Origin of the sequence: Janthinobacterium goodfellowi (genome assembly GCF_051380695.1) — a bacterium.
In the GTDB taxonomy this organism is placed as follows: Bacteria; Pseudomonadota; Gammaproteobacteria; order Burkholderiales; family Burkholderiaceae_D; genus Janthinobacterium.
Genome location: NZ_JBNYXN010000002.1, coordinates 35,894 through 57,511 on the forward strand (window position 1 = coordinate 35,894; position 21,618 = coordinate 57,511).

Annotated in this window: 19 protein-coding genes; 8 read left to right on the forward strand and 11 right to left on the reverse strand. The window is 61.9% G+C overall.

Annotated features, from left to right (window positions below; all coding sequences use genetic code 11):
* Positions 1 to 63: 63 nt before the first annotated feature.
* Genes ACQ4WQ_RS08085 through ACQ4WQ_RS08095 form a run of 3 tightly spaced genes read right to left on the reverse strand, consistent with a single transcriptional unit; the run spans position 64 to position 5,152 of the window.
* Positions 64 to 792 (reverse strand): LbetaH domain-containing protein, encoded by a 729-nt coding sequence (locus ACQ4WQ_RS08085; protein ID WP_436496037.1) that lies wholly within the window; start codon positions 790 to 792, stop codon positions 64 to 66.
* On the reverse strand, positions 792 to 1,946 hold the full coding sequence (locus ACQ4WQ_RS08090; protein WP_436496039.1) for a DegT/DnrJ/EryC1/StrS family aminotransferase: 1,155 nt from the start codon (positions 1,944 to 1,946) through the stop codon (positions 792 to 794). Before ACQ4WQ_RS08090 ends, ACQ4WQ_RS08085 begins: the two co-directional genes overlap by 1 nt.
* A complete protein-coding gene (locus ACQ4WQ_RS08095; RefSeq protein ID WP_436496041.1) occupies positions 1,943 to 5,152 on the reverse strand; it encodes a tetratricopeptide repeat protein in 3,210 nt (1,069 codons plus the stop codon). Before ACQ4WQ_RS08095 ends, ACQ4WQ_RS08090 begins: the two co-directional genes overlap by 4 nt.
* A 272-nt stretch (positions 5,153 to 5,424) precedes the next feature.
* Between ACQ4WQ_RS08095 and ACQ4WQ_RS08100 the strand changes: the two genes are divergently transcribed.
* On the forward strand, positions 5,425 to 6,087 hold the full coding sequence (locus ACQ4WQ_RS08100; RefSeq protein ID WP_436496043.1) for an acetyltransferase: 663 nt from the start codon (positions 5,425 to 5,427) through the stop codon (positions 6,085 to 6,087).
* Between the two features lie 74 nt (positions 6,088 to 6,161).
* Here the strand turns inward: ACQ4WQ_RS08100 and ACQ4WQ_RS08105 are convergent, their stop codons facing one another.
* Positions 6,162 to 7,838 carry an electron transfer flavoprotein-ubiquinone oxidoreductase gene (locus tag ACQ4WQ_RS08105; protein ID WP_436496045.1) on the reverse strand — a complete coding sequence of 559 codons (1,677 nt, stop codon included), beginning with the start codon at positions 7,836 to 7,838 and terminating at the stop codon, positions 6,162 to 6,164.
* Between the two features lie 251 nt (positions 7,839 to 8,089).
* Between ACQ4WQ_RS08105 and ACQ4WQ_RS08110 the strand changes: the two genes are divergently transcribed.
* Positions 8,090 to 8,866, forward strand: a complete 777-nt coding sequence (locus ACQ4WQ_RS08110) for an SDR family oxidoreductase (protein WP_034752351.1) — start codon at positions 8,090 to 8,092, stop codon at positions 8,864 to 8,866.
* Positions 8,867 to 9,035: 169 nt separating this feature from the next.
* Here ACQ4WQ_RS08110 and ACQ4WQ_RS08115 read toward each other — a convergent pair whose 3' ends face one another.
* Positions 9,036 to 9,602 carry a LuxR C-terminal-related transcriptional regulator gene (locus ACQ4WQ_RS08115; RefSeq protein WP_152252618.1) on the reverse strand — a complete coding sequence of 189 codons (567 nt, stop codon included), beginning with the start codon at positions 9,600 to 9,602 and terminating at the stop codon, positions 9,036 to 9,038.
* 147 nt (positions 9,603 to 9,749) lie between these two features.
* Between ACQ4WQ_RS08115 and ACQ4WQ_RS08120 the strand changes: the two genes are divergently transcribed.
* On the forward strand, positions 9,750 to 10,448 hold the full coding sequence (locus tag ACQ4WQ_RS08120; protein ID WP_116744142.1) for a CoA transferase subunit A: 699 nt from the start codon (positions 9,750 to 9,752) through the stop codon (positions 10,446 to 10,448).
* 21 nt (positions 10,449 to 10,469) lie between these two features.
* Positions 10,470 to 11,120, forward strand: a complete 651-nt coding sequence (locus ACQ4WQ_RS08125; protein WP_070221586.1) for a CoA transferase subunit B — start codon at positions 10,470 to 10,472, stop codon at positions 11,118 to 11,120.
* 49 nt (positions 11,121 to 11,169) lie between these two features.
* Here the strand turns inward: ACQ4WQ_RS08125 and ACQ4WQ_RS08130 are convergent, their stop codons facing one another.
* Together ACQ4WQ_RS08130 and ACQ4WQ_RS08135 are read right to left on the reverse strand one after the other, a co-directional pair.
* Positions 11,170 to 11,580 (reverse strand): DoxX family protein, encoded by a 411-nt coding sequence (locus tag ACQ4WQ_RS08130; RefSeq protein ID WP_436496048.1) that lies wholly within the window; start codon positions 11,578 to 11,580, stop codon positions 11,170 to 11,172.
* 235 nt (positions 11,581 to 11,815) lie between these two features.
* Positions 11,816 to 13,153, reverse strand: coding sequence for a dicarboxylate/amino acid:cation symporter (locus tag ACQ4WQ_RS08135; protein WP_244556333.1), 1,338 nt, complete (start codon positions 13,151 to 13,153; stop codon positions 11,816 to 11,818).
* 215 nt (positions 13,154 to 13,368) lie between these two features.
* On the opposite strand from ACQ4WQ_RS08135, the gene ACQ4WQ_RS08140 reads away from it, so the two are divergent.
* The 3 genes from ACQ4WQ_RS08140 to ACQ4WQ_RS08150 are packed head-to-tail and all read left to right on the forward strand — an operon-like array spanning position 13,369 to position 16,929.
* Complete coding sequence (locus ACQ4WQ_RS08140; protein WP_436496050.1) at positions 13,369 to 14,250, forward strand: alpha/beta fold hydrolase; 882 nt, start codon at positions 13,369 to 13,371, stop codon at positions 14,248 to 14,250.
* Between the two features lie 43 nt (positions 14,251 to 14,293).
* Positions 14,294 to 14,644, forward strand: a complete 351-nt coding sequence (locus tag ACQ4WQ_RS08145) for a RidA family protein (RefSeq protein ID WP_070221557.1) — start codon at positions 14,294 to 14,296, stop codon at positions 14,642 to 14,644.
* A gap of 32 nt (positions 14,645 to 14,676) precedes the next feature.
* Entirely contained in the window at positions 14,677 to 16,929 is a 2,253-nt protein-coding gene (locus ACQ4WQ_RS08150; RefSeq protein ID WP_436496052.1) for a RelA/SpoT family protein, read from the forward strand.
* A 34-nt stretch (positions 16,930 to 16,963) separates the two neighbouring features.
* Here the strand turns inward: ACQ4WQ_RS08150 and ACQ4WQ_RS08155 are convergent, their stop codons facing one another.
* The 3 genes from ACQ4WQ_RS08155 to ACQ4WQ_RS08165 form a co-directional block, all read right to left on the reverse strand.
* Positions 16,964 to 17,920, reverse strand: coding sequence for a cation diffusion facilitator family transporter (locus tag ACQ4WQ_RS08155; protein WP_436496054.1), 957 nt, complete (start codon positions 17,918 to 17,920; stop codon positions 16,964 to 16,966).
* 117 nt (positions 17,921 to 18,037) lie between these two features.
* Positions 18,038 to 18,913, reverse strand: coding sequence for a pirin family protein (locus ACQ4WQ_RS08160; RefSeq protein ID WP_436496056.1), 876 nt, complete (start codon positions 18,911 to 18,913; stop codon positions 18,038 to 18,040).
* 68 nt (positions 18,914 to 18,981) lie between these two features.
* Positions 18,982 to 19,581, reverse strand: a complete 600-nt coding sequence (locus ACQ4WQ_RS08165) for an FMN-dependent NADH-azoreductase (protein WP_070221553.1) — start codon at positions 19,579 to 19,581, stop codon at positions 18,982 to 18,984.
* A 114-nt stretch (positions 19,582 to 19,695) separates the two neighbouring features.
* On the opposite strand from ACQ4WQ_RS08165, the gene ACQ4WQ_RS08170 reads away from it, so the two are divergent.
* The gene (locus ACQ4WQ_RS08170) at positions 19,696 to 20,601 is read left to right on the forward strand and encodes a LysR family transcriptional regulator (protein WP_326459983.1); all 906 of its coding nucleotides are present in this window, start codon (positions 19,696 to 19,698) and stop codon (positions 20,599 to 20,601) included.
* Between the two features lie 17 nt (positions 20,602 to 20,618).
* On the opposite strand, the gene asd is transcribed toward ACQ4WQ_RS08170, so the two are convergent.
* Positions 20,619 to 21,467, reverse strand: coding sequence for an archaetidylserine decarboxylase (asd, locus tag ACQ4WQ_RS08175; protein WP_326459982.1), 849 nt, complete (start codon positions 21,465 to 21,467; stop codon positions 20,619 to 20,621).
* Between the last annotated feature and the right edge of the window lie 151 nt (positions 21,468 to 21,618).

The following is a 21,618-nucleotide window of genomic DNA, read 5'->3' on the forward strand; positions in this document are numbered from 1 at the left end:
CGCTTTATTAAATGCCGTGTGGAAATATATTTTTTCTTGCCTGAGTGGCAAGCTGCACCAGGCTCAGTCCGCCACGCCGCCGTGTTCCGCCTCCCATTGCCGGCGGCTGCTCTTGAGGATGTCGATGACCAGCAGTGCCTTCGCCTCGTCGGCGCACAGGTCTTCGAGAAACATGGCGTTATTGTCGCGTACCCATGCCAGCGGCATTTCCCACCAGGCCAACTCCAGCAGCGCGGCACGGACTTTTTCCGTGAAGCGGTAGCGGATCAGGCGCGCCGGCGAGCCTGCATAAATGCCATAGGGTTCCGAGCGGAAATTCGGTGGCAGCAGCGAGCGTGCGCCGATGACGCAGCCGTTTTCGATCACGCTGCCGCCCAGCACCATCACTTCGTCGCCGATCCAGACATCGTTCTTGATCACCGTGTCGGCATACTGTGGCGGCGGCGCATTTTTCAAGCCGCCGCCGAGGATCGATAGCATGTAGGTCGAGACCGTGCGCATCTCGTGCTGGCCATTGAGGATGAAACTCAGGCGCGAGCCGCCGGCCACATAGCGTCCCACGCACAGGCTTTGCTGTCCGCTGTCGTATTTCACCAGCGAACCGACGCCGAAACAGGAGCCGCGCCCGATATAGAAGTGGCCGTTCGTCGGTTCCTGGTCCAGCCAGTCGCGGAAGAATTGATGGGGCAGGGTGCTGATGGCGCCATCCGCGTAGCCCAGCACCGTGAACTGGGCCGACCAGCGGTGGTTCTCCGCCACGCCGGAAAAATTGGTTTCGGTGGAAATTTGCATCAGGCGATGTTCCGTACGGGTTCTTGTTGCAGCGCGGGGGCGGCGATCATGGCGATAATGGCGTCCACGGTTTCCATCGCCAGGTCCGGATAGATGGGCAGGCAGATCACCTGCGACGACGCCAGCCGCGCCACGGGCAGGTTCGCGTGCGCGGCGGACGGCATGCCGCGGTACATGGGGAAGTCGCTGATGAGCGGGTAAAAGTAGCGGCGCGCATAGATATCCTGGTCGCGCAGCAATTGAAACAGGGCGTCGCGCGACAGCGGATAGCCGGGGCCGACCAGGATGGGGAAATACGCGTGGTTGGCCGCCTCGGCATCCCCTTGCTGCACGCAGGTGATGCCTGGAATGCCGGCCAGCTGCTGGCGGTAATGCGCATCGATCGCCTTGCGCTTCTGGCGCGCGCCATCGATGCCCTTGAGCTGCAGCAAGCCGAAGGCGGCATTGATCTCGCTCATCTTGCCGTTGATGCCAGCGGCCACCACCGTGACTTCATCGACGAAACCGAAGTTCTTCAGGTGGTCGATGCGCTGCTTGGTCTTGGCGTCGGGGCAGACGATGGCGCCGCCTTCGAAGGTATTGAAGATCTTCGTGGCGTGAAAGCTGATCACGGACAGATCGCCGTGATTGAGCACGCTGCCGCCCCGGTGGCGCACGCCGAACGCGTGCGCCGCATCGTAGATCACCTTCAGGTTGTAGTTGTCGGCGATTTTTTCGATGGCTTCGATGTCGCATGGCCGGCCGTAGCAATGCACGGGCATGATGGCCGTGGTTTGCGGCGTGATGGCCGCCTCGATCCTGGTCGGGTCGAGGTTCAGGCTGTGCGGCTCGATGTCGGCAAACACGGGCTTGATGTTGTTCCACAGCAGGGAATGGGCCGTGGCGACAAACGAATACGGCGTCGTGATGACTTCACCGTTGATGCGCAGCGCCTGCAGGGCCGTCATCAGTGCCAGCGTGCCGTTGGCGAACAGGCAGATATGCTTGACGCCCAGGTAGTCGCACAGCGCCTGCTCCAGCTGCTGGTGGAACGGGCCGCCATTGGTGAGGATCTTGTTGTCCCAGATCGTTTCCAGATACGGCAGGAAATCCTCCAGCGGCGGCAGCAGGGGCTGGGTGACATACACGGGCTTGTTTTTTGGAGCGTTCATCATAATCCGATCGGCGGGTTGGGCACGGCCACGGGCGCTTCGAACGACACGGGCGGCAAGCCTTCGCACCAGCGTTGCCAGATGATGCGCAAGCCATTTTCCAGCCCCTCGGTGATCAGCTTGGGCTTGCCCAGGGTCGAGCGCTCCAGGCGGTGCCGCATGCTGAAGCGGTAGGCACCCAGCAGCATGGGGTTGGCCGCCATGGCCACGCTCTTGCGCACGAAATCGTCTTCGTCGGTGGCGACAAAGTCGTCGAGTTCGACCTGGCGCATGATCATGTTGCCGGCGCGGCTAGGCATGGTGGGGCCTGCCGTCGTGAGCGTGGGCACGCCCATCCACAGCGCATGCAGGGTGGTCGTGCTGCCGCAATACGGGAAGGCATCGAGGCAGATATCGATGCGGTGATGGATGGCCATGAACTGGGCCATGCCCGTGCGCCCTTCGAAGGTCAGGCGCTCCGGTGCAATGCCTTCCTCCGCGAACCAGGCCGCCAGTTGGGGCGGCGCTTCCGACTTCGGCATGGCCGCCACGATCATCCTGGCGTCGGGGACGGCGCGCAGCACCCTGGCCCAGCGCGCGATGACCTGGCGATTGATTTTATTGGTGCGGTTGAAACTGCCGAACGTGATGTAGCCGTTGGTCAATACGGGCGCGGGCTGGACGGCGGGCGCCAGCTTGGACGGCAGGAACGGCACGCAGGCGGGGAGCAGCAACAGTTTTTCGGAGAACTGGTCGCCCAGTTCGTCCGGCGGCGTGAAGAACTGGTCGCCCAGATAGTAATCGATCGATTGCAGCCCCGTCGTGAGCGGGTAGCCGATCCAGCTGGCCTGGACCGGGGCGGGCTTGGAGGCAAACATGAGCAGGCGGTTCTTGCCCGTGTGGCCGGACAAATCGATCAGGATGTCGATGCCATCGTCGCGGATCAGCTGGCCCAGGTCCGGATCGGACAGGTGCTCGACCTGGCGCCAGTGGGGAATGACTTCGCGCAGGCGCTCCGTGATGTCGTCGTTTTGCGGATTGTTGTGGTAGGCATACAGCGACAAGCGGGCGCCGTCGGCGATATTTTCCAGTATCGGAATGAGGAAATGCGGCACAGGATGGTTGTGCAGGTCGCCCGACACGAAGCCGACCTTCAAGGTGCGCAGCGGGTCGCGGACATTGCTGTGCTCCGCGCGTCCTTGGGCGATATGCGTTTCAAAGGTGTCGCTGAAGCGCTGATGCTCCGCAAAGAGCTGCTGGGGACTGATTTCGGTGCTATGCGACAAGAGGAACAGGTAGTTGCTGAACAGGGTTTCCCACAGCGGGCAGACGGCCAGGCCCTGGCGGCAGGCGTCAATGGCTTCTTCTATCCTGCCGATATTGCTGAAAGTGGCGCTGAGGTTGACGTACGCATCACGATAGTCGGGATTGATTTCCAGCGTCCTGTGGTAGCACTCGAGCGCCAGCAGCTGCTCGTTCATGAGTACGTAGCAATTGCCCAGTGCAAAGTGCGCGCGGTCGAACGCGGGGGCGATATCGAGGGCGGCCAGATAAGTCTGCTTGGCTTGTTCCAATTGCTTCTGTGCCTGCTGCGTCGAGCCCAGATTGCACAGCGCCGAGGTGTTTTTCGGATCCAGTTCGAGGGCGCGCATATAGGCGGTGGTGGCCGCGTCGAATTGCTCCAGTTCTTGCAGGGCGACGCCCAGGTGGTTATGCGTTTCGCTATCGCCGGAATCGAGTTCCAGGGTGCGGCGGTAGGCTTCCACCGCGAGGGGATAATACTTGATGGTGCTGTAGTAATCGGCCAGCAGCTTGTGGTTGGCGACGTTGTCGGGAGCCAGTGCGATGGCTTGCTGGAAATACTTCAGTGCATTATCCCTGTCTTCGGCGGCCGAGTAGGCGATGGCGAGCTGGCCGCAGGCTTGTGCATCGTCCGGCTGCAGGCGCAGCACTCTTGCGCAGTAGTCGATGGCCGCCGTGTAATTCTTCTGCTTGCATTGCAGCAATCCCAGATTGCTCAGCGCTTGGGTGAAGTCGCCATCGAGCGCGATTGCCTGTTCATACGCGGCGATGGCTGCCTCCGGCTGCTCCAGCGACTGGAGGGCGCGTCCCAGGTTGTTGTGCAGCTTGGCGTCGTCGGGATGCAGTGCGATGGCGCGGCGGTAGCTCACCACGGCGCCCGCGTAGTCTTCGGCCCCGTGCAGCGCCGCGGCCAGGTTGGCATGCGCCGCCGTGGTGTGGGGCGCCAGTTGCAGCACGGCCCGATAGCTGACGATGGCCGCTTGCCATTGCTGCAGGTCTTGCTGGGCATTGCCCAGGTTCAGGTAGATTTCAGCATCGCCCGGCAGCAGGGCCAGCGCGCTTTGATAGCAGGCGACGGCTTCGGCGCTGCGCTGCATCGCTTGTAGTGTATTGCCGAGATTGAAATGGCCCTTGGCATAGTCGGGACGCAGCGCCAGCGCTTGCCGGTATGCCTGTTCGGCCTGCTCCAGCTTGCCTTGCGCCTGCAGCGCCGCCGCCAGGTTGCCATGCGCCTCGACAAAGTCCGGATTCAATTCCAGCGCCCGCGCATAGCTGTCGATCGCCTCGTCGTACATGCCCCGTTCCTGCCATGCGGTGCCCAGGTTGCCATGCGCTTCGGCATCGTTGGGCGCCAGCTGCGTGGTTTTCAGCAGGGCGTCGAAAGCATCCTTGCCCTGCAGTTGCAGGGCGGTGCCCAGCACGCTCCAGGCAAAGTCCGATTCCGGATAGCGCTGTGTCAGGGCGTGGCTGGCCGCTTCCAGTTCCGCATGGTGGCCGGCTTGATACAGCGCAATGACGTGCTGCGTTTCCTGCGCCGTCGGCGTGCTGGCGATGGCCGTTTCGATGCGGCTGCGCAAGCCCTGCGACTGTTCGTTGTCCAGGCCGCGCGCGATGGCCGCCGTGACGATCTCCAGCGCCTGTTCGCGTTCGCCTGCCTTGAGCAAGCCATCCGCATACGACAGCCAGAACTGGCCTTCGTCGGGGTTCACCGACAGCGCCTTGTGCAGGTACGGCAAACCGGCCTGGTATTGCCCGACCTGGCCCGCCAGCAAGCCCATATTGTGGTTGGCAATGGCGTGATACGGCTGTGCCTGCAAAATCGCCAGGTAAAGCTCTTCCGCCTCGGCATACCGGCCAGCCTGGTGTTCGGTGATTGCCTGCTGCAATTCGGCATCGAGGGGCACTGCGGGAAGGGCGTTAGCGTTCATGGGCGGGGGGAGGTGAAATAGTTAGCAGAGGGAATTGTAACTGGTGGAAGTGCTTCTGAGAAACTTTCCAGGTGGAATTTATTGAGGAATGCTGTCGCAATGCAAACATGGTGTTGCTGGCTGGTCAAAGGGCGGACGAAAGCGGCTGTTTTAACAGGCCTGGCGCCGGATGGGCGGGATGACTTGCGCCGGGCTGCTGGTATGATGCCCGGAATTGGCGCCGTCTTTAGAAGATGAGCGCTGCCCGATATCGTTCACTTTTCAGCCCGTATATGCATAACATTTTAATCATAGGCTCGTCGGGCCATGCGAAGGTCGTCATTGACGTGGTCGAACGGCAGGGGGTCTTTCGCATTGCGGGCTTGATCGACGCGTTTCGGGAAGTCGGCGAGGAAACCTCGGGCTATCGCGTGCTTGGCGCCGAGTCCGATGTGCCGGTCCTGGTGGAACAGCTCGCCGTGGCAGGTGTGCTGGTGGCCATCGGCGACAATTTTGTGCGGGCAAGCGTGACGGCCCGCGTGGCGGCATTGTGCCCGCAGCTGCCTTTCGTCAGTGCCGTGCATCCGCAGGCCAGCGTCGCCAGGACCGTGCGCATCGGCGCCGGCAGCGTGGTGATGGCGGGGGCGGTGATCAATCCCGGCTGCGAGGTGGGGCAGGGCTGTATCGTCAATACGCGCGCCTCGCTCGATCACGATTCCGTGATGGAGGCGTTTTCCAGCCTGGCGCCTGCCGCCGCGACGGGCGGCAATTGCTTTATTGGCATGTGCAGCGCCCTGGGCATGGGCGCCTTGCTGCTGCAGCGCATGCGCATCGGCAGCCACTGCGTGGTCGGCGCCGGCGCCGTGGTGACGCGGCCCGTGGCCGATCTGTGCGTCAGCTATGGCGCACCGGCAAAAATGATACGCAGCCGCCTGGCCGGCGACAAGTATCTGTAGGAGCGCGGCAGCCATGGCGCTGCCGTCGCATGCCTTGCCGTTGACTGAACGGCAAGGCATGCGAGACTACCGGATTACATGTTCGGATAGTTCGGTCCGCCGCCGCCTTCCGGTGTGACCCACACGATGTTCTGCGTCGGGTCCTTGATGTCGCAGGTCTTGCAGTGCACGCAGTTCTGCGCATTGATCTGCAGGCGCTCGGCGCCGTCGTCGTTTTTCACGAACTCGTACACGCCGGCGGGACAGTAACGCGCTTCCGGACCCGCATACGTGGCCAGGTTGACGTCGACGGGCACGCTGGCGTTTTTCAACGTCAGGTGGATGGGCTGGTCTTCCGCGTGGTTCGTGTTCGAGATGAAGACGGACGACATCTTGTCGAAGGTTAGCTTGCCATCGGGTTTCGGATACACGATCGGTTTCGACTGGGCCGCCGGTTTCAGGCATTCATGGTCGCCATGCGAGTGGTGCAGGGTCCACGGCGCCTTGCCGCGGAAGATCAGCTGGTCGATGCCCGTCATCAGGCTGCCCAGGTACAAACCCTTCGACAGCCATGGCTTGACGTTGCGCGCCACGTGCAGTTCTTCATGCAGCCACGATTTTTCAAACGCGACAGGGTAGCTCGTCAGTTCGTCGTGCTGGCGCTGCTCGCCCAGCGCATCGAAGGCCGCGTCCGCCGCCAGCATGCCGCTCTTGATGGCCGCGTGGCTGCCCTTGATGCGGCTCATGTTCAGGAAGCCCGCATCGCAGCCGATCAGCGCGCCGCCGGCAAACACCAGTTTCGGCAGCGATTGCAGGCCGCCGGCCGCAATCGCGCGCGCGCCGTACGAGATGCGCTTGCCGCCTTCGAAGAACTTGCGGATTTCCGGATGCGTTTTATAGCGCTGGAATTCCTCGTACGGCGACAGATACGGGTTTTCGTAGTTCAGGCCCACCACGTAGCCGACCATGACCTGGTTGTTTTCCAGGTGGTACAGGAAGGAGCCGCCATAGGTTTTCGTGTCCAGCGGCCAGCCGCTCGAGTGGATCACCAGGCCCGGCTTGTGCTGGGCCGGGTCGATTTCCCACAATTCCTTGATGCCGATGCCGTACGATTGCGGGTCCTTGCCGGCGTTCAAGTCATACTTGGCCATCAATTGCTTGCCCAGGTGGCCGCGCGCGCCTTCGGCGAACAGCGTGTACTTGGCGTGCAGTTCCATGCCTAGCTGGAAGTCGGGACCGGGCTGGCCGTCGCGCTTGACGCCCATGTTGCCGGTCGCCACGCCTTTCACGGAGCCGTCGTCGTTGTACAGGATTTCCGCGGCAGGGAAGCCCGGGAAGATTTCCACGCCCAGGTTTTCCGCCTGCTGGCCCATCCAGCGCACCACATTGCCCAGCGAGACGATGTAGTTGCCATGGTTTTCAAAGCAGGCCGGTACGGCGAAGCCTGGCGTTTTATAGGCTTTCGTTTCTGTCAAGAACAGGATGCGGTCTTCCGTCACTTCCGTGTTCAGGGGCGCGCCCAGTTCTTTCCAGTTCGGAATTAGTTCCGTCAGCGCTTTCGGGTCCATGATGGCGCCCGACAGGATATGCGCGCCCAGCTCGCCGCCTTTTTCCAGCACGCAGACGGACACTTCCTGGCTCTTTTCCGCGGCCAGCTGCTTCAGGCGGATCGCTGCCGCCAGGCCTGCGGGGCCGCCGCCGACGATCACCACGTCATACTCCATGGTCTCGCGCGGTCCGTACTGTTCAACTAAGTTATTAGGCTGTGTCATGGTCTCGATTGTTAGTCACTAAATGGGTGGGTGAGGAATCTTCGAAGAAATTTAAGCACGAGTGTGCTTGTTTTTGGCGAGGATTGCAACTTTGGCGCCATTTTGCGTGACATTGCCCCTCGCCGCAATCTAAATCCGGCCATTTTGTGTAATGATGGCGTTTACCTTTGCTCAAGCGTGGCGCAGGGTATTTTGCCCCGGTGCCAGAGGCACGGCGTAAAGTGTTATCTAAAATAAAACAGGAGCAGCTCGTGGGCATAGAAGTCAATTTCGAGGGCAAGATTGCCCTGATTACCGGCGCATCGAGCGGCCTCGGCGCGCGCTTTGCGAAAGTGCTGGCCCAGGCTGGCGCGCAGGTCGTGCTGGCGTCGCGCCGCACCGAACGCCTGAAGGAATTGCGCGCCGAAATCGAAGCGGACGGCGGCGCCGCGCACGTGGTGTCGCTCGACGTGACCGACTTCGCCAGCATCAAGTCGGCCATCGCGCACGCGGAAACGGAAGCGGGCCCCATCGATATCCTCGTCAACAATTCCGGTGTCTCCACCACGCAACGCCTGGTCGACGTCACGCCCGAGGATTACTCGTTCGTGATGGACACCAATCTGCGCGGATCGTTCTTCGTGGCCCAGCAAACGGCCAAGCGCATGATCGCGCGCGCCAAGGGCGACCCGAAGAAACAGCACCGCATCATCAATATCGCCTCGATGGCGGGCTTGCAGGTGCTGCCGCAGATCGGCGTGTACTGCATGAGCAAGGCGGGCATGGTGCACATGACGCGCGCCATGGCCGTGGAATGGGGCAAATACGGCATCAACACCAACGCCATCTGCCCCGGCTACATTTCCACGGAAATCAACGAAGATTATTTCGCCACCGAGCAGGGCAAGAAACTGATCGAGATGCTGCCGAATAAACGCCCGGGCAAGCCGGAAGACCTCGACGGCCTGCTGCTGTTGCTGGCGGGAGAGGATTCGCATTTCATCAACGGCGCGATCATCTCCGCCGACGGCGGCATGAGCACCTTTTAACGCCATAAAACCTGCTGCGCGTTGCGCTTTGCGGCCTGCGATGCTCACCAGCTCGGCGCCCCCGTGCGAGAGCACGGTTGCGCTTCTTGACCACAAGGGGGCGCCGAGCCTCGCTGCCGCTCGCGACGGTTTTATTCGGCGTTAAACGATAGTCATCTTGGCCGCAGCCCTAGCGCTGCAGCTGCAGTCCCACCAGCTTGTGCACCAGCTCGGACGAGGTCGAGGCGGCGAACTTGCGCATCAGCTTGGCGCGGTGCATTTCGACCGTGCGGGGGCTGAGGTCGATCTGGCGGGCGATGACCTTGCTGGTCTTGCCTTCCACCAGCAGGGCGGCGATTTCGCGCTCGCGCGGGGTCAGCTCCGCCGTCACGGGACGTTTTTCGCTGACGTCCTCGAACGTCCAGATGCCCGCTCCCAGCGGATTGTTCGGCAGCATGGCGTGGCCCGTGACGTGGCACCAGAACAATTCACCATTACTGCGGCGCATGATGCGCTCGTCCGAATAGCGGCCCTTGGCGTTCATGATGGGGATGATGCGGTCACCGGTGCGCAGGAATTCGTCGTGCGTGGGGTAGAGTACTTCGAAGGACTGGTCGTCCAGCTGGGCGCGCGCATAGCCGAACATGGCCGCCAGCGCTTCGTTGCAGCTGCGCATGATGCGGTTTTCCGACATGCACATGCCCACGGGCGCGTGCAGGAAGATGCTTTCATAATCGATGGCTGACGCGGCATTCATCTGATACGTATCACTCTCACAGGGGGATGGTCGGCACGGCGCCGGTAGTTCTACGGTATTGTACTTTCCACTCGCGTATTTTATGCTGAGTCGCTGCCTGAGTCATGGACTCAAGACCAAAGCTTAACAAAAGATAGAGGGACACCCATGAATAAAGTTTATCCTGACGCCGCCTCGGCGCTGGCCGGTATCGTCCAAGATGGCCAGACCATCGCCGTTGGCGGCTTCGGCCTGTGCGGCATCCCCGAAGCCCTGATCGGCGCCTTGCGCGATTCGGGCGTGACGGGCCTGACGGCCATTTCCAACAACGCCGGCGTCGACGGTTTCGGCCTGGGCCAGCTGCTGACCACGCGCCAGATCAAGAAAATGATCGCCTCCTATGTGGGCGAAAACAAGGAATTCGCGCGCCAGTACCTGGCGGGCGAACTGGAACTGGAATTCACGCCGCAAGGCACCCTGGCCGAGAAGCTGCGCGCCGGCGGCGCCGGCATTCCCGCCTTCTTCACCAAGACGGGCGTGGGCACCATCGTTGCCGACGGCAAGGAACTGCGCGAATTCGACGGCGAACAATACGTGATGGAACGCAGCCTCGTGGCCGACGTGTCGCTGGTCAAAGCCTACATGGCCGACCGCGCGGGCAATTTGGTCTACCGCAAAACGGCGCGCAATTTCAACCCGAACGTGGCCATGGCCGGCAAGATCACCATCGTTGAGGTGGAAAAACTGGTCGAAGTGGGCGAGATCGACCCGGACCAGGTCCACACGCCGAGCATCTTCGTGCACCGCATCGTGGTCAACGCGAACCCGGAAAAACGCATCGAGCAGCGCACCGTGCGCGCCGACTAAATACAAGATTGGGAGATGATCATGGCTTGGACACGTGACGAAATGGCCGCGCGCGCGGCAAAGGAATTGCAGGATGGCTTTTATGTGAACCTGGGCATCGGCTTGCCGACCCTGGTGGCCAACTATGTGCCGGACAATATCGAAGTGTTTTTGCAGTCGGAAAACGGCTTGCTGGGCATCGGCCCGTTTCCTACCGAGGATGAGGTCGATGCCGACCTGATCAACGCCGGCAAGCAGACGGTGACGGCCTTGCCCGGCGCCGCCTACTTCAGCTCGGCCGATTCGTTCGGCATGATTCGCGGCGGCAAGATCAACCTGGCCATCCTGGGCGCCATGCAAGTGTCGGAAAAGGGCGACCTGGCGAACTGGATGATTCCAGGCAAGATGGTCAAGGGCATGGGCGGCGCGATGGATCTCGTCGCCGGCGTCAAGCGCGTCGTCGTGCTGATGGAACACGTGGCCACGGCCAAGGATGGCACGACGTCGCACAAGCTGCTGAAACAATGCGACTTGCCGCTGACGGGCGTAGGCGTGGTCGACGTCATCATCAGCGACCTGGGCGTCATCGACGTGACGGAAAACGGTTTGAAACTGGTGGAACTGGCGCCGGGCGTGACCAAGGAGCAAGTGCAGGCGGCCACGGGCGCGGAGCTGGACGTTTCCGCCGTGTAAATGGATGGTGGTCTGGAATAGAAGGGCGGACAGCGATGTCCGCCCTTTTTTATGCGCCCGCCTTGCCGCGCAGCCCGTCGAGGCTGTAGGCGCCGGCGCCTGCTGCCGCGAAGTACAGGAAGGTGAAGCAGTACATCACGGCCATTTCGCCGCCGTTCAGGATCGGCAAAAAGCCGGCCGGCGCATGCGCGATGAAATAGGCGGCCGCCATCTGGCCCGACAGGATGAAGGCGACGGGACGCGTGAACAGGCCGAGCAGCAGCAAGGTGCCGCCCACGAGTTCGATGACGCCGGCCGCTCCCATCAGGGAAAACAGTTGCAAGCCGTCGAACATGGCCACATGCGGCACGCCGAACAGCTTGGCCGTGCCGTGCTGCAGGAAGAGGAAGCCGAGGATGATGCGCAGCAGGCCCAGCAAGCGTGGGGACCAGGTGGCGTAGAGGGCGGGCGAGAGGGACATGGCGTACTCCATTCAAAAAGTGGATGGTTCGGTGTCAGGCTTGCATTAACGCAATGTCATTATGCGGGAGCCTGGCGGCGAACAGTAAGCAGTACTGTAATGGTTTTGCATTCATTGATCATCATGATAAATATTGATGGATGATTTACCATGGGTTGATGATGCGTTAAAACCCGCGCGCAATGAAAAAAGCCCCGCGGATCGCTCCGCAGGGCTTTTCAATGTTGAGTACCGTTTACTTGACGATATTCACGGTCGGTGCAACGTAGGCGTCGTCGGTCGGGTGGGTGGGATGGGCCAGCTCGCTGTGCAGCTTGTCCATGTCCAGTTCTTTTTCCCATTTCGATACGACGATGGTGGCCACGCCGTTACCGACGAAGTTGGTCAGCGCGCGGCATTCGCTCATGAAGCGGTCGATGCCCAGGATCAATGCCATGCCGGCCACGGGAATCGTCGGCACCACGGCCAGGGTGGCGGCCAGGGTGATGAAGCCGGCGCCCGTGATGCCGGACGCGCCTTTCGAGGTCAGCATCGCCACGCCCAGGATGGTGAGCTCTTGCCAGATGGTCAGGTCCGTGTTGGTGGCTTGCGCCACGAACAGGGCGGCCATGGTCATGTAGATGTTGGTGCCGTCCAGGTTGAACGAGTAGCCGGTCGGCACGACCAGGCCGACCACCGGTTTCGAGCAGCCCAGGCGCTCGAGTTTTTTCATCAGGGCCGGCAGGGCCGATTCCGACGAGCTGGTACCGAGCACGATCAGCAGTTCTTCCTTGATGTACAGCAAGAAGCGGCCGATGGAGAAGCCCGTGTACTTGGCGATCAGGCCCAGCACGACGAAGACGAACAGGAAGCAGGTCAGGTAGAACGAACCCATCAGTTTAGCCAGCGGGATCAGCGAAGCCAGGCCGTATTTACCGATGGTAAAGGCCATCGCGCCGAACGCGCCGATCGGAGCGACTTTCATGATGATGTTGACCATGCCGAAGATGGCATGCGACAGTTCGTCGATCAGCTTGGTGACGGGACGGCCGCGCTCGCCCAGCAGGGACAGCGAAAAGCCGAACAGGATGGCGATCAGCAGCACTTGCAGGATGTCGCCCTTGGCGAAGGCATCGACGAAGGTCTTCGGGATGATATTCATCAGGAAGTCCACCGTCGACATGCCTTCGGCGTGCGTGTATTGCGCGATCGACTTGGCATCGAGGTGGGCCGGATCGGCGTTGAAGCCGGCGCCCGGTTTCAGGATGTTAGCAACCAGCAAGCCGATGGCCAGCGCGAAGGTGGAGACCACTTCGAAGTACAGCAGCGCCTTGCCGCCCACGCGGCCGATCTTCTTGACGTCCTGCATGCCGGCGATGCCGGAGACCACGGTACAGAAGATCACGGGGGCGATGATCATCTTGATCAGTTTGATAAAGCCGTCGCCCAGCGGTTTCATGTCGACGGCGTTCGAAGGGTAGAACACCCCCAGCAGCACGCCAGCCACGATGGCGAACAGCACCTGTACGTACAGGATTTTATAGAATGGTTTTTTCACGAGTGGTCTCCTCTTGCGGGTTGATGCTGCGATCATCCGCCCATTGGCAGGCGTGCTCAATTGTGGATAACCGCAGATATGCATTTTCGCTATATCGGGTATTGCGCCATGACGGGCGTGCTGCGGCGCAGCATTTCAGCCGTGCGCTTGGAGCATTGCCCGCGCTGCGCTACACTGCCGTAGCGTCGCGCGCGGGATACTCCTTGGTAGGCAAAAAGCGGTGCTCTTTTTATATCAAATAAGGAATCGGCATGATCGAAGCCAGCATCAAATCCGTTCAGTGCATCTCGCCGGCGGGCCTGCACACCATGTCGTACAAGGAGTGGGGCGCGCCCGACAATCCGAACGTGCTCGTCTGCGCCCATGGCGTGACGCGCGTGGCCGACGACTTCGACAACCTGGCGCGCGCGATGGCCAGCGATTACCGCGTGATCTGCCCCGACGTGGTGGGGCGCGGGCGCTCGGGCTGGCTGGCCAACCCGCAGTTTTACCGCGTGCCCCAGTATGTGAGCGACATGGTGACCTTGTTGGCGCGCGTGCTAGCCAATGGCGAGCGCCAGACGGTGGACTGGTTCGGCACCTCGATGGGCGGCTTGATTGGCCTGGGCCTGGCCTCGTTGCCGCACAGCCCGATCAGCAAGCTGGTATTGAACGATATCGGCCCGACCCTGGCGCCCGAAGCCTTGCAGCGCATCGGCGACTACATCGGCCAGGACTTGCGTTTCGAGACCTTCGAGCAGGGCGCCAAATTTGTGCGCGACGTGTCCGCCAGCTTCGGCCCGCACACGGACGCGGAATGGCATAAACTGGCGGTTGATGTGTTGCGGCAAGACAAGGATGGCCACTGGCGCCGCCACTATGATATGGGACTGGCCATGCCGTTCCGCTCGGCCACGCCGGAATCGGCGGCCAGCGACGAAGCCATGCTGTGGGCCGCGTATGATGCCGTGCGCTGTCCTACCTTGCTGGTGCGCGGGTCGGAATCCGACTTGCTGTCACACGCGACGGCCACGCTGATGCTGGGCCGCGGCCCGAAGGCGCAGCTGGTGGAAATCGCCGGCGTGGGCCATGCGCCCACTTTCGTGCACGACGACCAGATCGCCATCGCGCGCAAGTTTTTGCTGGGCAAGTAACACCAGCAGCTGTACAGATTTTGAAACAACCGAAAGAAGAAGCATGGAAATTACACGACTGCACGTAGGCAAACGCCTCTCCGAAGTAGCGATACACAACAACACCATTTACCTGGCTGGCCAGATCGCGGAAGACACCACGCAAGGCATCGTCGGCCAGACGCGTGAAGTGCTCGGTCACGTCGACCGTTTGCTGATGGAAGCGGGCAGCGACAAGACGTGCATCCTGTCGTGCCAGATCTACATCGCCGACATGAAGGACTTCGACGGCATGAACGAAGTGTGGGACGACTGGGTCGCTTCCGGCCACACGCCGCCGCGTGCCACCGTGGAAGCGAAACTGGCCAATCCGGCTTGCTTGGTGGAAATCGTCATCATCGCTGCAGAGCGCTAAGTTATTGAGTTGTTAAGTTTATAAGGTATCACATGGTTTCCATCTCGGCCCCGAATAGCGCCACCTCGGAACAACTGGTAGAGGGCTTGAGTGCGCCAGACTGCGCGCGCGTGCTGGACGCGCTCGCGTATGCCACCGAAGCATATGGCGACAAGCAGACCTTTGCCGGCCGCTCCGCGCTGGACTTCGCCATCGGCGTGGCCACCACCCTGGCGTTCCTGCGCAGCGATGCGGAAACGCGCATCGCCGGCCTGATGTTCGAGCTGACCCTGCTGGAACCCGATACGGCGGCCGACATCGAGCCGCGCTTCGGCAAGCAGGTGTGCGACCTGGCAACAGGCGTGCGCCAGCTGATCCGTCTGCGCGCGCTGACCCAGGCGCAGCACGGCGGCGCTGGCGGGCGCGGCAAGAATGCGGCGCAGCAAGCCGTGGCCCAGGTGGAAACCTTGCGCAAGATGCTGCTGGCGATGGCGTCCGACATGCGTGTCGTGCTGGTGCGCCTGGCCGCCTGCGTGACGACCTTGCGTTACTTTGCCGAATTAAAGCTGTTCAATGAAATGACGCGCGAATACGGCAAGGAAACCTTGGATTTGTACGCCCCGCTGGCCAATCGCCTCGGTATCTGGCAGCTGAAGTGGGAACTGGAAGATTTGTCGTTCCGCTTCATCGAACCGGAAGCGTATAAACGCATCGCCAAGATGCTGGAAGAAAAACGCATGATGCGCGAGGGCTTCGTGTCCTCGGCGATTCTGCGCCTGCAGACGGAACTGGCTTCGGCCGGTATCCAGGCGGAAGTATTTGGCCGCCCGAAACATATTTACAGCATCTGGAACAAGATGCGCGGCAAGGAACTCGATTTCACGGCCCTGTACGACGTGCGCGCCTTCCGCGTCATCGTTGCCGACGTGAAAACCTGTTACACGGTACTGGGCGTGGTTCACAATATCTGGACCCCCATCCCGAAAGAATTCGACGATTACATTTCGCGCCCGAAACCCAACGGTTACCAGTCGCTGCACACGGTGGTGACGGCCGAGGATGGCCGCCCGCTGGAAGTGCAAATCCGCACGAATGAAATGCACAGCTTTGCCGAATACGGCGTGGCTGCGCACTGGCGCTACAAGGAAGAGGGCGGCTCGAACTTTGCCGGCCAGAAGTACGACGAAAAGATCGCCTGGCTGCGCCAGCTGCTGGCCTGGAAAACGGAAGTGGCCGACGCCGTCGTGGGCCAGGAGGAAATCCAGCGCGAATGGGTGGAAAAGCTGAAATCGGCCACCCTGGACGACCGCATCTTCGTCATGACGCCGCAGGCGCGCGTGCTGGAATTGCCCGTGGGCGCCACGCCCGTCGACTTTGCGTATCACCTGCACACGGACGTGGGCCACCGCTGCCGCGGTGCCAAGGTCGACGGCATCATGGTGCCCCTGAATACCCAGCTGAAGAACGGCCAGACCTGCGAAATCATCACGGCCAAGGGTGCGCCGGGCACGGCCGGGCCGTCGCGCGACTGGCTCAGCGCCGGCTACGCCGTCAGCACGCGCACGCGCTCGAAGATCCGCGCCTGGTTCCACGCCATCGACATGCAGGAAACCCTGGCCCATGGCCGCGCGCTGGTGGAAAAATCCCTGCAGCGCGAAGGCAAGACGGCCGTCAACCTCGAGGCGCTGGCGCAAAAGCTGGGCTTTGCCAAAGTCGACGAGCTGTTCCTGTCGGTGGGCAAGGATGAGTTCAGCCTGCGCCATGTGGAGCAGGCGCTGCACGATAATGGCGAAGTGGTGGTGCCGGAAGACGCCGTGCTGGTGGGCAAGAGCCGCGCTTCCAGCGTGGAGCAGGGCGCCAAGTCCGGCGTGCTGGTGGTCGGTACGGAAGGCTTGATGACGGTGCTGGCCAAGTGCTGCAAGCCGGCGCCACCGGACAGCATCGTGGGTTTCGTCACGCGCGGCAAGGGCGTCTCGATCCACCGCGCCACGTGTAAAAACTTCGAGGAAATGCGCGCCAAGTCGCCCGAGCGCGTGATTTTTACCGAATGGGGCAGCACGGGCGGGCACGATACCGTGTATCCGGTCGATATCTTCATTTTGGCCGGCGACCGCCAGGGTTTGCTGCGCGACATCTCCGAAATCTTTTCACGCGAAAAGATCAACGTGATCGGCGTCAACACCCAAAGCGCCAAGGGCCAAGCCCGCATGACGTTTACGGCCGAGATCAGCTCGACGGCGCAACTATTAAAAGCGCTGAATGTGATCAAGGATGTGAGCGGGGTGCTGGAGGCCAGAAGAAGCTGATTGGAAGCGGGGAGCCCAGCCTGGACTCCCCGCATCACTGGCTATGCGTTTTGTCGCTTTGATGCAGCCCCGCCATCGCCGCCGTCTCCGGCTGCAGGGTGATGTGGTCTATCCCATGCTTGGCCAGCAACATCTTCTTGATCGCGCGCAATACCTTCGGCCAATGGTCGAGGTGTTCGATTTCCACGTGGCCGATCAGAGCGGGCTGGCCCGGCGACATATCCCACACATGCAGATCGTGCACGGCGATCACGCCGTCCACTTGTTCCACGTCCGTGCCCACTTCGATGTAGTCGATGTGCAGGGGCACGCCTTCCATCAGGAAGTGGTAAGACTCGCGCAGCACGCCGAACGTGGATTTCAGGATCAGCAGTGACACCAGCACCGACAGCAGCGGGTCGATCTGCATCCAGCCCGTAAAGTAAATCACGGCGCCCGCGACGATGGCGGCGACCGAACCGAGCATGTCTCCCATCACGTGCACGAGGGCGGCGCGCGTATTCACGCTTTGCTTGTCTTTCGACAATACCCACGCCACCACCACGTTGATCGCCAGGCCGATGAAGGCGACGATGAAGACCATGCCGCCCTTGACGGGTTGCGGGGCGGAAAAGCGCAGCACGGCTTCATAGCAGATCCAGCCCACCACGCACAGCATGGCAAGGCCATTGACGAAGGCGGCCAGCGCCTCGGCGCGGCCGAAGCCGAACGAGTGGCGCGGCGACGGGGGGCGGCGCGCGATCAGTTGCGCCAGCAGGGCCAGGCCCAGCGCGGCCGCGTCCGTGACCATGTGGCCCGCGTCGGAAATCAGCGCCAGCGAATTGGACAGGAAGCCAGCCGCCACCTCGATGCCGGCAAACGACAGGGTCAGCCCCAGCGCCCACGCGAGGATGCTCTGGCTGCGGCCCTCGAACGAGTGGGTGTGCTTGGCGTCACCCTTCAGGTGGGCGTGCAAATGGGTGGCGTCGTGTTCGGTGTGCGTCGGCTGCATGGAATACTTTGTGGAATGAACTTGCCGTCAGTGTAATTGAAAAGCAACAAAATAGCCGGCACGACAAAAAACCTGCAGGCCCGGAGGCGCTGCAGGTTTTTTCTTAAGCAAACATTTTTACTGCGCGGCCGTCTCGCCAAACTTGCCTTCGCGGAAATCCTGTACGGCCTGGAATACTTCCGCCTGGGTATTCATGACAAACGGGCCATACTGCGCGATGGGCTCGTTCAAGGGCTGGCCGGCGACGAGGATCACGCGGCCGCCTTCCGGTGCTTCGATGCGCACGCCGTCGCTGCCTGGCGTGTTGGCGAAGATCGCCATGCGCAGGGCGGGCACGGCCTTGCCATCGACCCGCACTTCGCCGCGGAACGTGTACAGGAAAGCGTTATGGCCTGGCGGCAAGGGCTGCTCGAAGCTGGCGCCGGCAGGCAAGTCGATATCGAGGTACAGCGGTTCCGTCAGCTCGCGCTGCACGGCGCCCGTCACGCCATGGCTGGTCCCGGCGATCACTTGCACGGCCACGCCCGCGTCCGTCGTGTAGCGGGGGATTTCGCTGCTCGTGAAATCGCGGTACCACGGCGTGCGCATCTTGTCGCGCGCTGGCAGGTTCAGCCACAGCTGAAAACCTTCCATCACGCCTGCTTCCTGCTCCGGCATTTCCGAATGGATCACGCCGCTGCCGGCCGTCATCCATTGCACGCCGCCCGACGTCAGCAAGCCTTCGTGGCCCGCGCTGTCCTTGTGGCGCATGCGCCCCGTGATCATGTACGACACCGTCTCGAAACCGCGGTGCGGATGCTCGGGAAAGCCGGCGATGTAGTCGTTCGGCTGGTCGCTGGCGAAGTTGTCCAGCATCAAAAACGGGTCGAGACGGCGCTGCAGCTGCTGCGTCAACACGCGGTTGATCTTCACGCCGGCGCCATCCATGACGGCCTGGCCGGCGATCACGCGCTCGACGGCGCGCGTTGTGTTGACGGTATTGATGTCGCTCATTGTGTTCTCCAGTTGGGACGAACGGCGCTCGTGCGCCGTCCCGGTTTGATGCCCATCAATCTTTGTACTTATACCAGGATCGCGTTGATCTCGGCATCGGCTTGCGCCTGTGCCTTGGCCACGGCTTCCGGACCCATGCCCATGCCTTCCGAATACACGTATTGCACGTCGGTCATGCCCAGGAAGCCGAACATGGTGTTCAGGTAAGGCACCTGGCTATCGTTGGCGCTATCGCGGTGCAAGCCGCCGCGGGACAGGCCCACGTAGACTTTCTTGCCGGTCAGCAGGCCCACGGGGCCGTTTTCCGTGTACTTGAAGGTGACGTTGGCGCGGGCAATCGCGTCGAACCAGCTTTTCAGTTGCACGGTGATGCCGAAGTTGTACATCGGCGCGCCGATGACGATGACGTCGGCCGCTTGCACTTGTGCAATCAGCGCGTCGTCCAGGGCGATGCGGGCCGCCTGTTCCGGCGTGCGCTTGTCGGCCGGTGTGAACAGCGCTTGCAGGGTCGGCTCGTCGAGCACGGGGTGCGGTTGGGCAGCGAGGTCGCGGCGGGCCAGGGTGGCGCCAGGATTGGCGGCTTGTACGCGGGCAACGATGGCGTCAGCCAGGCGGGTCGAGGCGGAACCGGTGCTGCGGGCGCTGGAATTGATTTGCAGGATGTTCATCTTGTTTTCTCCGTTGTGAGGTGTCTTGCGATGGATGAACTATAGCAATTCCAAAAATCATCCGGAAGCCGTTAAAATGGATAACATTAATCCATCAATGGAACAATCAAGACTATGGATATCGATCCCGGAGATTTGCTGCTGTTCGCCCGCGTCGTCGAGTGCGGCAGTTTTTCGCGCGCCGCCGTGCGCGTGGACTTGCCCAAATCGACCCTGTCGCGCCGCATCTCGCAGCTGGAAGCGAAGTTGGGCGAACGGCTGCTGCTGCGCACCACGCGCAAGCTGGCGCTGACGGAGTTTGGCGCCAGCCTGCTCGAGCACGCGCGCAAGGTGGTCGAGGAAACGGAGGCGGCCGGCGCGCTGGCCCAGCACCGGCAAGCAGGCCCCAGCGGCTTGCTGCGCATTTCCATGCCGGCCGACTTCGGTGACGCGCTGATGCGCCAGGTGCTGGCCGAATTCGTGCGCCGCTATCCGGCCATTTCGCTGGAACTGGACTTGTCGGCGCGCAGGGTGGATTTGCTGGAAGAAAACTTCGACCTGGCCATCCGCATGGGCAACTTGCCCGACGACGCCAGCCTGGCCGCGCGCCGCGTGGCCTTCAGCACCCTGGCGCTGTACGCCTCGCCGCAATACACGAGCGTGCACGGCTTGCCCGAGCATCCCGACGATTTATATGGCCATGATCTGCTCAGCTTGCCACGGGCCGTGCATGGCCTCGTGCATTGGACTTTGATCCGCGGCAAGACGACGTGGGAGCGCGATTTGCCCGTGCGCCTGCTGGCAAACTCGCCGGAATTGCTGGTGCGCATGGCCTGCACGGGCGTGGGCATCGCGGCCAGCACGGACCGCTTTGCCAAGGCCTATGTGGCGACGGGGGAGCTGGTGCGCGTGTTGCCGGAGTGGAGTTTCCCGCTGGTCACGGGCTGGGCCGTATTTCCCGGCCGGCGCCTGATGCCGGCCAAGACGCGGGCGTTTCTCGATTTGATGGAAGAGATGTATCAAACGGATGCGCCCGTGTAGGCGCGCATCCTGTTGGCTTACCTGGGCACGTTGCCCATGACTTCGCCCAGCTGCACGGGGCCGGCCGGTTGCCAGTTGGCATTGAATTGCACGGTGTCTTTCGGGAACAGCATCACGACGGTGGAACCGAGCAGGAAGCGGCCCAGTTCTTCGCCCTGTTTCAGCACGACATTGTCGTTGGCATAGCTCCAGTCGCGGATCTCGCCCGTGCGGGGCGGGTTGACGACGCCGTGCCAGACGGTGGCCATGCTGCCGACGATGGTGGCGCCGACCAGGGTCATGACAAAGGGGCCGTTGGCCGTGTCGAACACGCAGACGACGCGCTCGTTGCGGGCGAACAGGCCGGGAATGCCGCGCGCCGTCGTCGGGTTGACCGAGAACAATTCGCCGGGCACATAAATCATGCGCGTCAAGCGGCCGTCGCAGGGCATGTGGATGCGGTGGTAGTCGCGCGGGCTCAGGTACAGATTGGCGAAGCTGCCGTGTTCGAAGCGGGCCGCCAGCGCCGCGTCGCCACCCACCAGGGCCGTGGTGCTGAAGTTGTGGCCCTTGGCCTGGAAGATCTGGTCCTTGTCAATCTTGCCGAACTGGCTGATGCGGCCATCGACGGGGCAGACGTAGTCGGCCTTGGCCAGCGGACGGGCATCGGGGCGCAGCGCGCGCGTGAAAAAGTCGTTGAAGCTCGTGTAGTGCGTGATGTCCGGGTCCAGCGCCTCATCCATGTTGACGTTGTAGCGGCCGACGAACCAGCGGATCAACCGCGTGGTCATGGCGCCGCCCTTGGCACCGGCGATGCGTCCGGCAAAGTTGGTCAACGCCCCCTTGGGCAGCAGATATTGAGGCAAAACGGCAAGACGGTCAGACACGATGGGAAGCCTTTGACGGGGTGATGGGAATAATGGCGAAAACGCATTATAGCGGCGATGTGGCAGGCAATGATATGTGCCGTATGCAAGGGGGCGTATCGCAGCCAGCCACCGAATTTAATTTGCCATAGGAATTATTTTCAGGAAACTG

What these genes read in the sequence shown, in the direction of transcription:
- ACQ4WQ_RS08125 (WP_070221586.1), top strand. Translation starts at nt 10,470, where the DNA reads ATGGCTTGGACACGTGACGAAATGGCCGCGCGCGCGGCAAAGGAATTG.
- ACQ4WQ_RS08160 (WP_436496056.1), bottom strand. Translation starts at nt 18,913, where the DNA reads ATGAGCGACATCAATACCGTCAACACAACGCGCGCCGTCGAGCGCGTG.
- ACQ4WQ_RS08090 (WP_436496039.1), bottom strand. Translation starts at nt 1,946, where the DNA reads ATGATGAACGCTCCAAAAAACAAGCCCGTGTATGTCACCCAGCCCCTG.
- ACQ4WQ_RS08120 (WP_116744142.1), top strand. Translation starts at nt 9,750, where the DNA reads ATGAATAAAGTTTATCCTGACGCCGCCTCGGCGCTGGCCGGTATCGTC.
- ACQ4WQ_RS08165 (WP_070221553.1), bottom strand. Translation starts at nt 19,581, where the DNA reads ATGAACATCCTGCAAATCAATTCCAGCGCCCGCAGCACCGGTTCCGCC.
- ACQ4WQ_RS08140 (WP_436496050.1), top strand. Translation starts at nt 13,369, where the DNA reads ATGATCGAAGCCAGCATCAAATCCGTTCAGTGCATCTCGCCGGCGGGC.
- ACQ4WQ_RS08170 (WP_326459983.1), top strand. Translation starts at nt 19,696, where the DNA reads ATGGATATCGATCCCGGAGATTTGCTGCTGTTCGCCCGCGTCGTCGAG.
- ACQ4WQ_RS08145 (WP_070221557.1), top strand. Translation starts at nt 14,294, where the DNA reads ATGGAAATTACACGACTGCACGTAGGCAAACGCCTCTCCGAAGTAGCG.
- ACQ4WQ_RS08135 (WP_244556333.1), bottom strand. Translation starts at nt 13,153, where the DNA reads ATGATCGCAGCATCAACCCGCAAGAGGAGACCACTCGTGAAAAAACCA.
- ACQ4WQ_RS08155 (WP_436496054.1), bottom strand. Translation starts at nt 17,920, where the DNA reads ATGCAGCCGACGCACACCGAACACGACGCCACCCATTTGCACGCCCAC.
- ACQ4WQ_RS08100 (WP_436496043.1), top strand. Translation starts at nt 5,425, where the DNA reads ATGCATAACATTTTAATCATAGGCTCGTCGGGCCATGCGAAGGTCGTC.
- ACQ4WQ_RS08130 (WP_436496048.1), bottom strand. Translation starts at nt 11,580, where the DNA reads ATGTCCCTCTCGCCCGCCCTCTACGCCACCTGGTCCCCACGCTTGCTG.
- ACQ4WQ_RS08115 (WP_152252618.1), bottom strand. Translation starts at nt 9,602, where the DNA reads ATGAATGCCGCGTCAGCCATCGATTATGAAAGCATCTTCCTGCACGCG.
- ACQ4WQ_RS08085 (WP_436496037.1), bottom strand. Translation starts at nt 792, where the DNA reads ATGCAAATTTCCACCGAAACCAATTTTTCCGGCGTGGCGGAGAACCAC.
- ACQ4WQ_RS08095 (WP_436496041.1), bottom strand. Translation starts at nt 5,152, where the DNA reads ATGAACGCTAACGCCCTTCCCGCAGTGCCCCTCGATGCCGAATTGCAG.
- ACQ4WQ_RS08105 (WP_436496045.1), bottom strand. Translation starts at nt 7,838, where the DNA reads ATGACACAGCCTAATAACTTAGTTGAACAGTACGGACCGCGCGAGACC.
- ACQ4WQ_RS08150 (WP_436496052.1), top strand. Translation starts at nt 14,677, where the DNA reads ATGGTTTCCATCTCGGCCCCGAATAGCGCCACCTCGGAACAACTGGTA.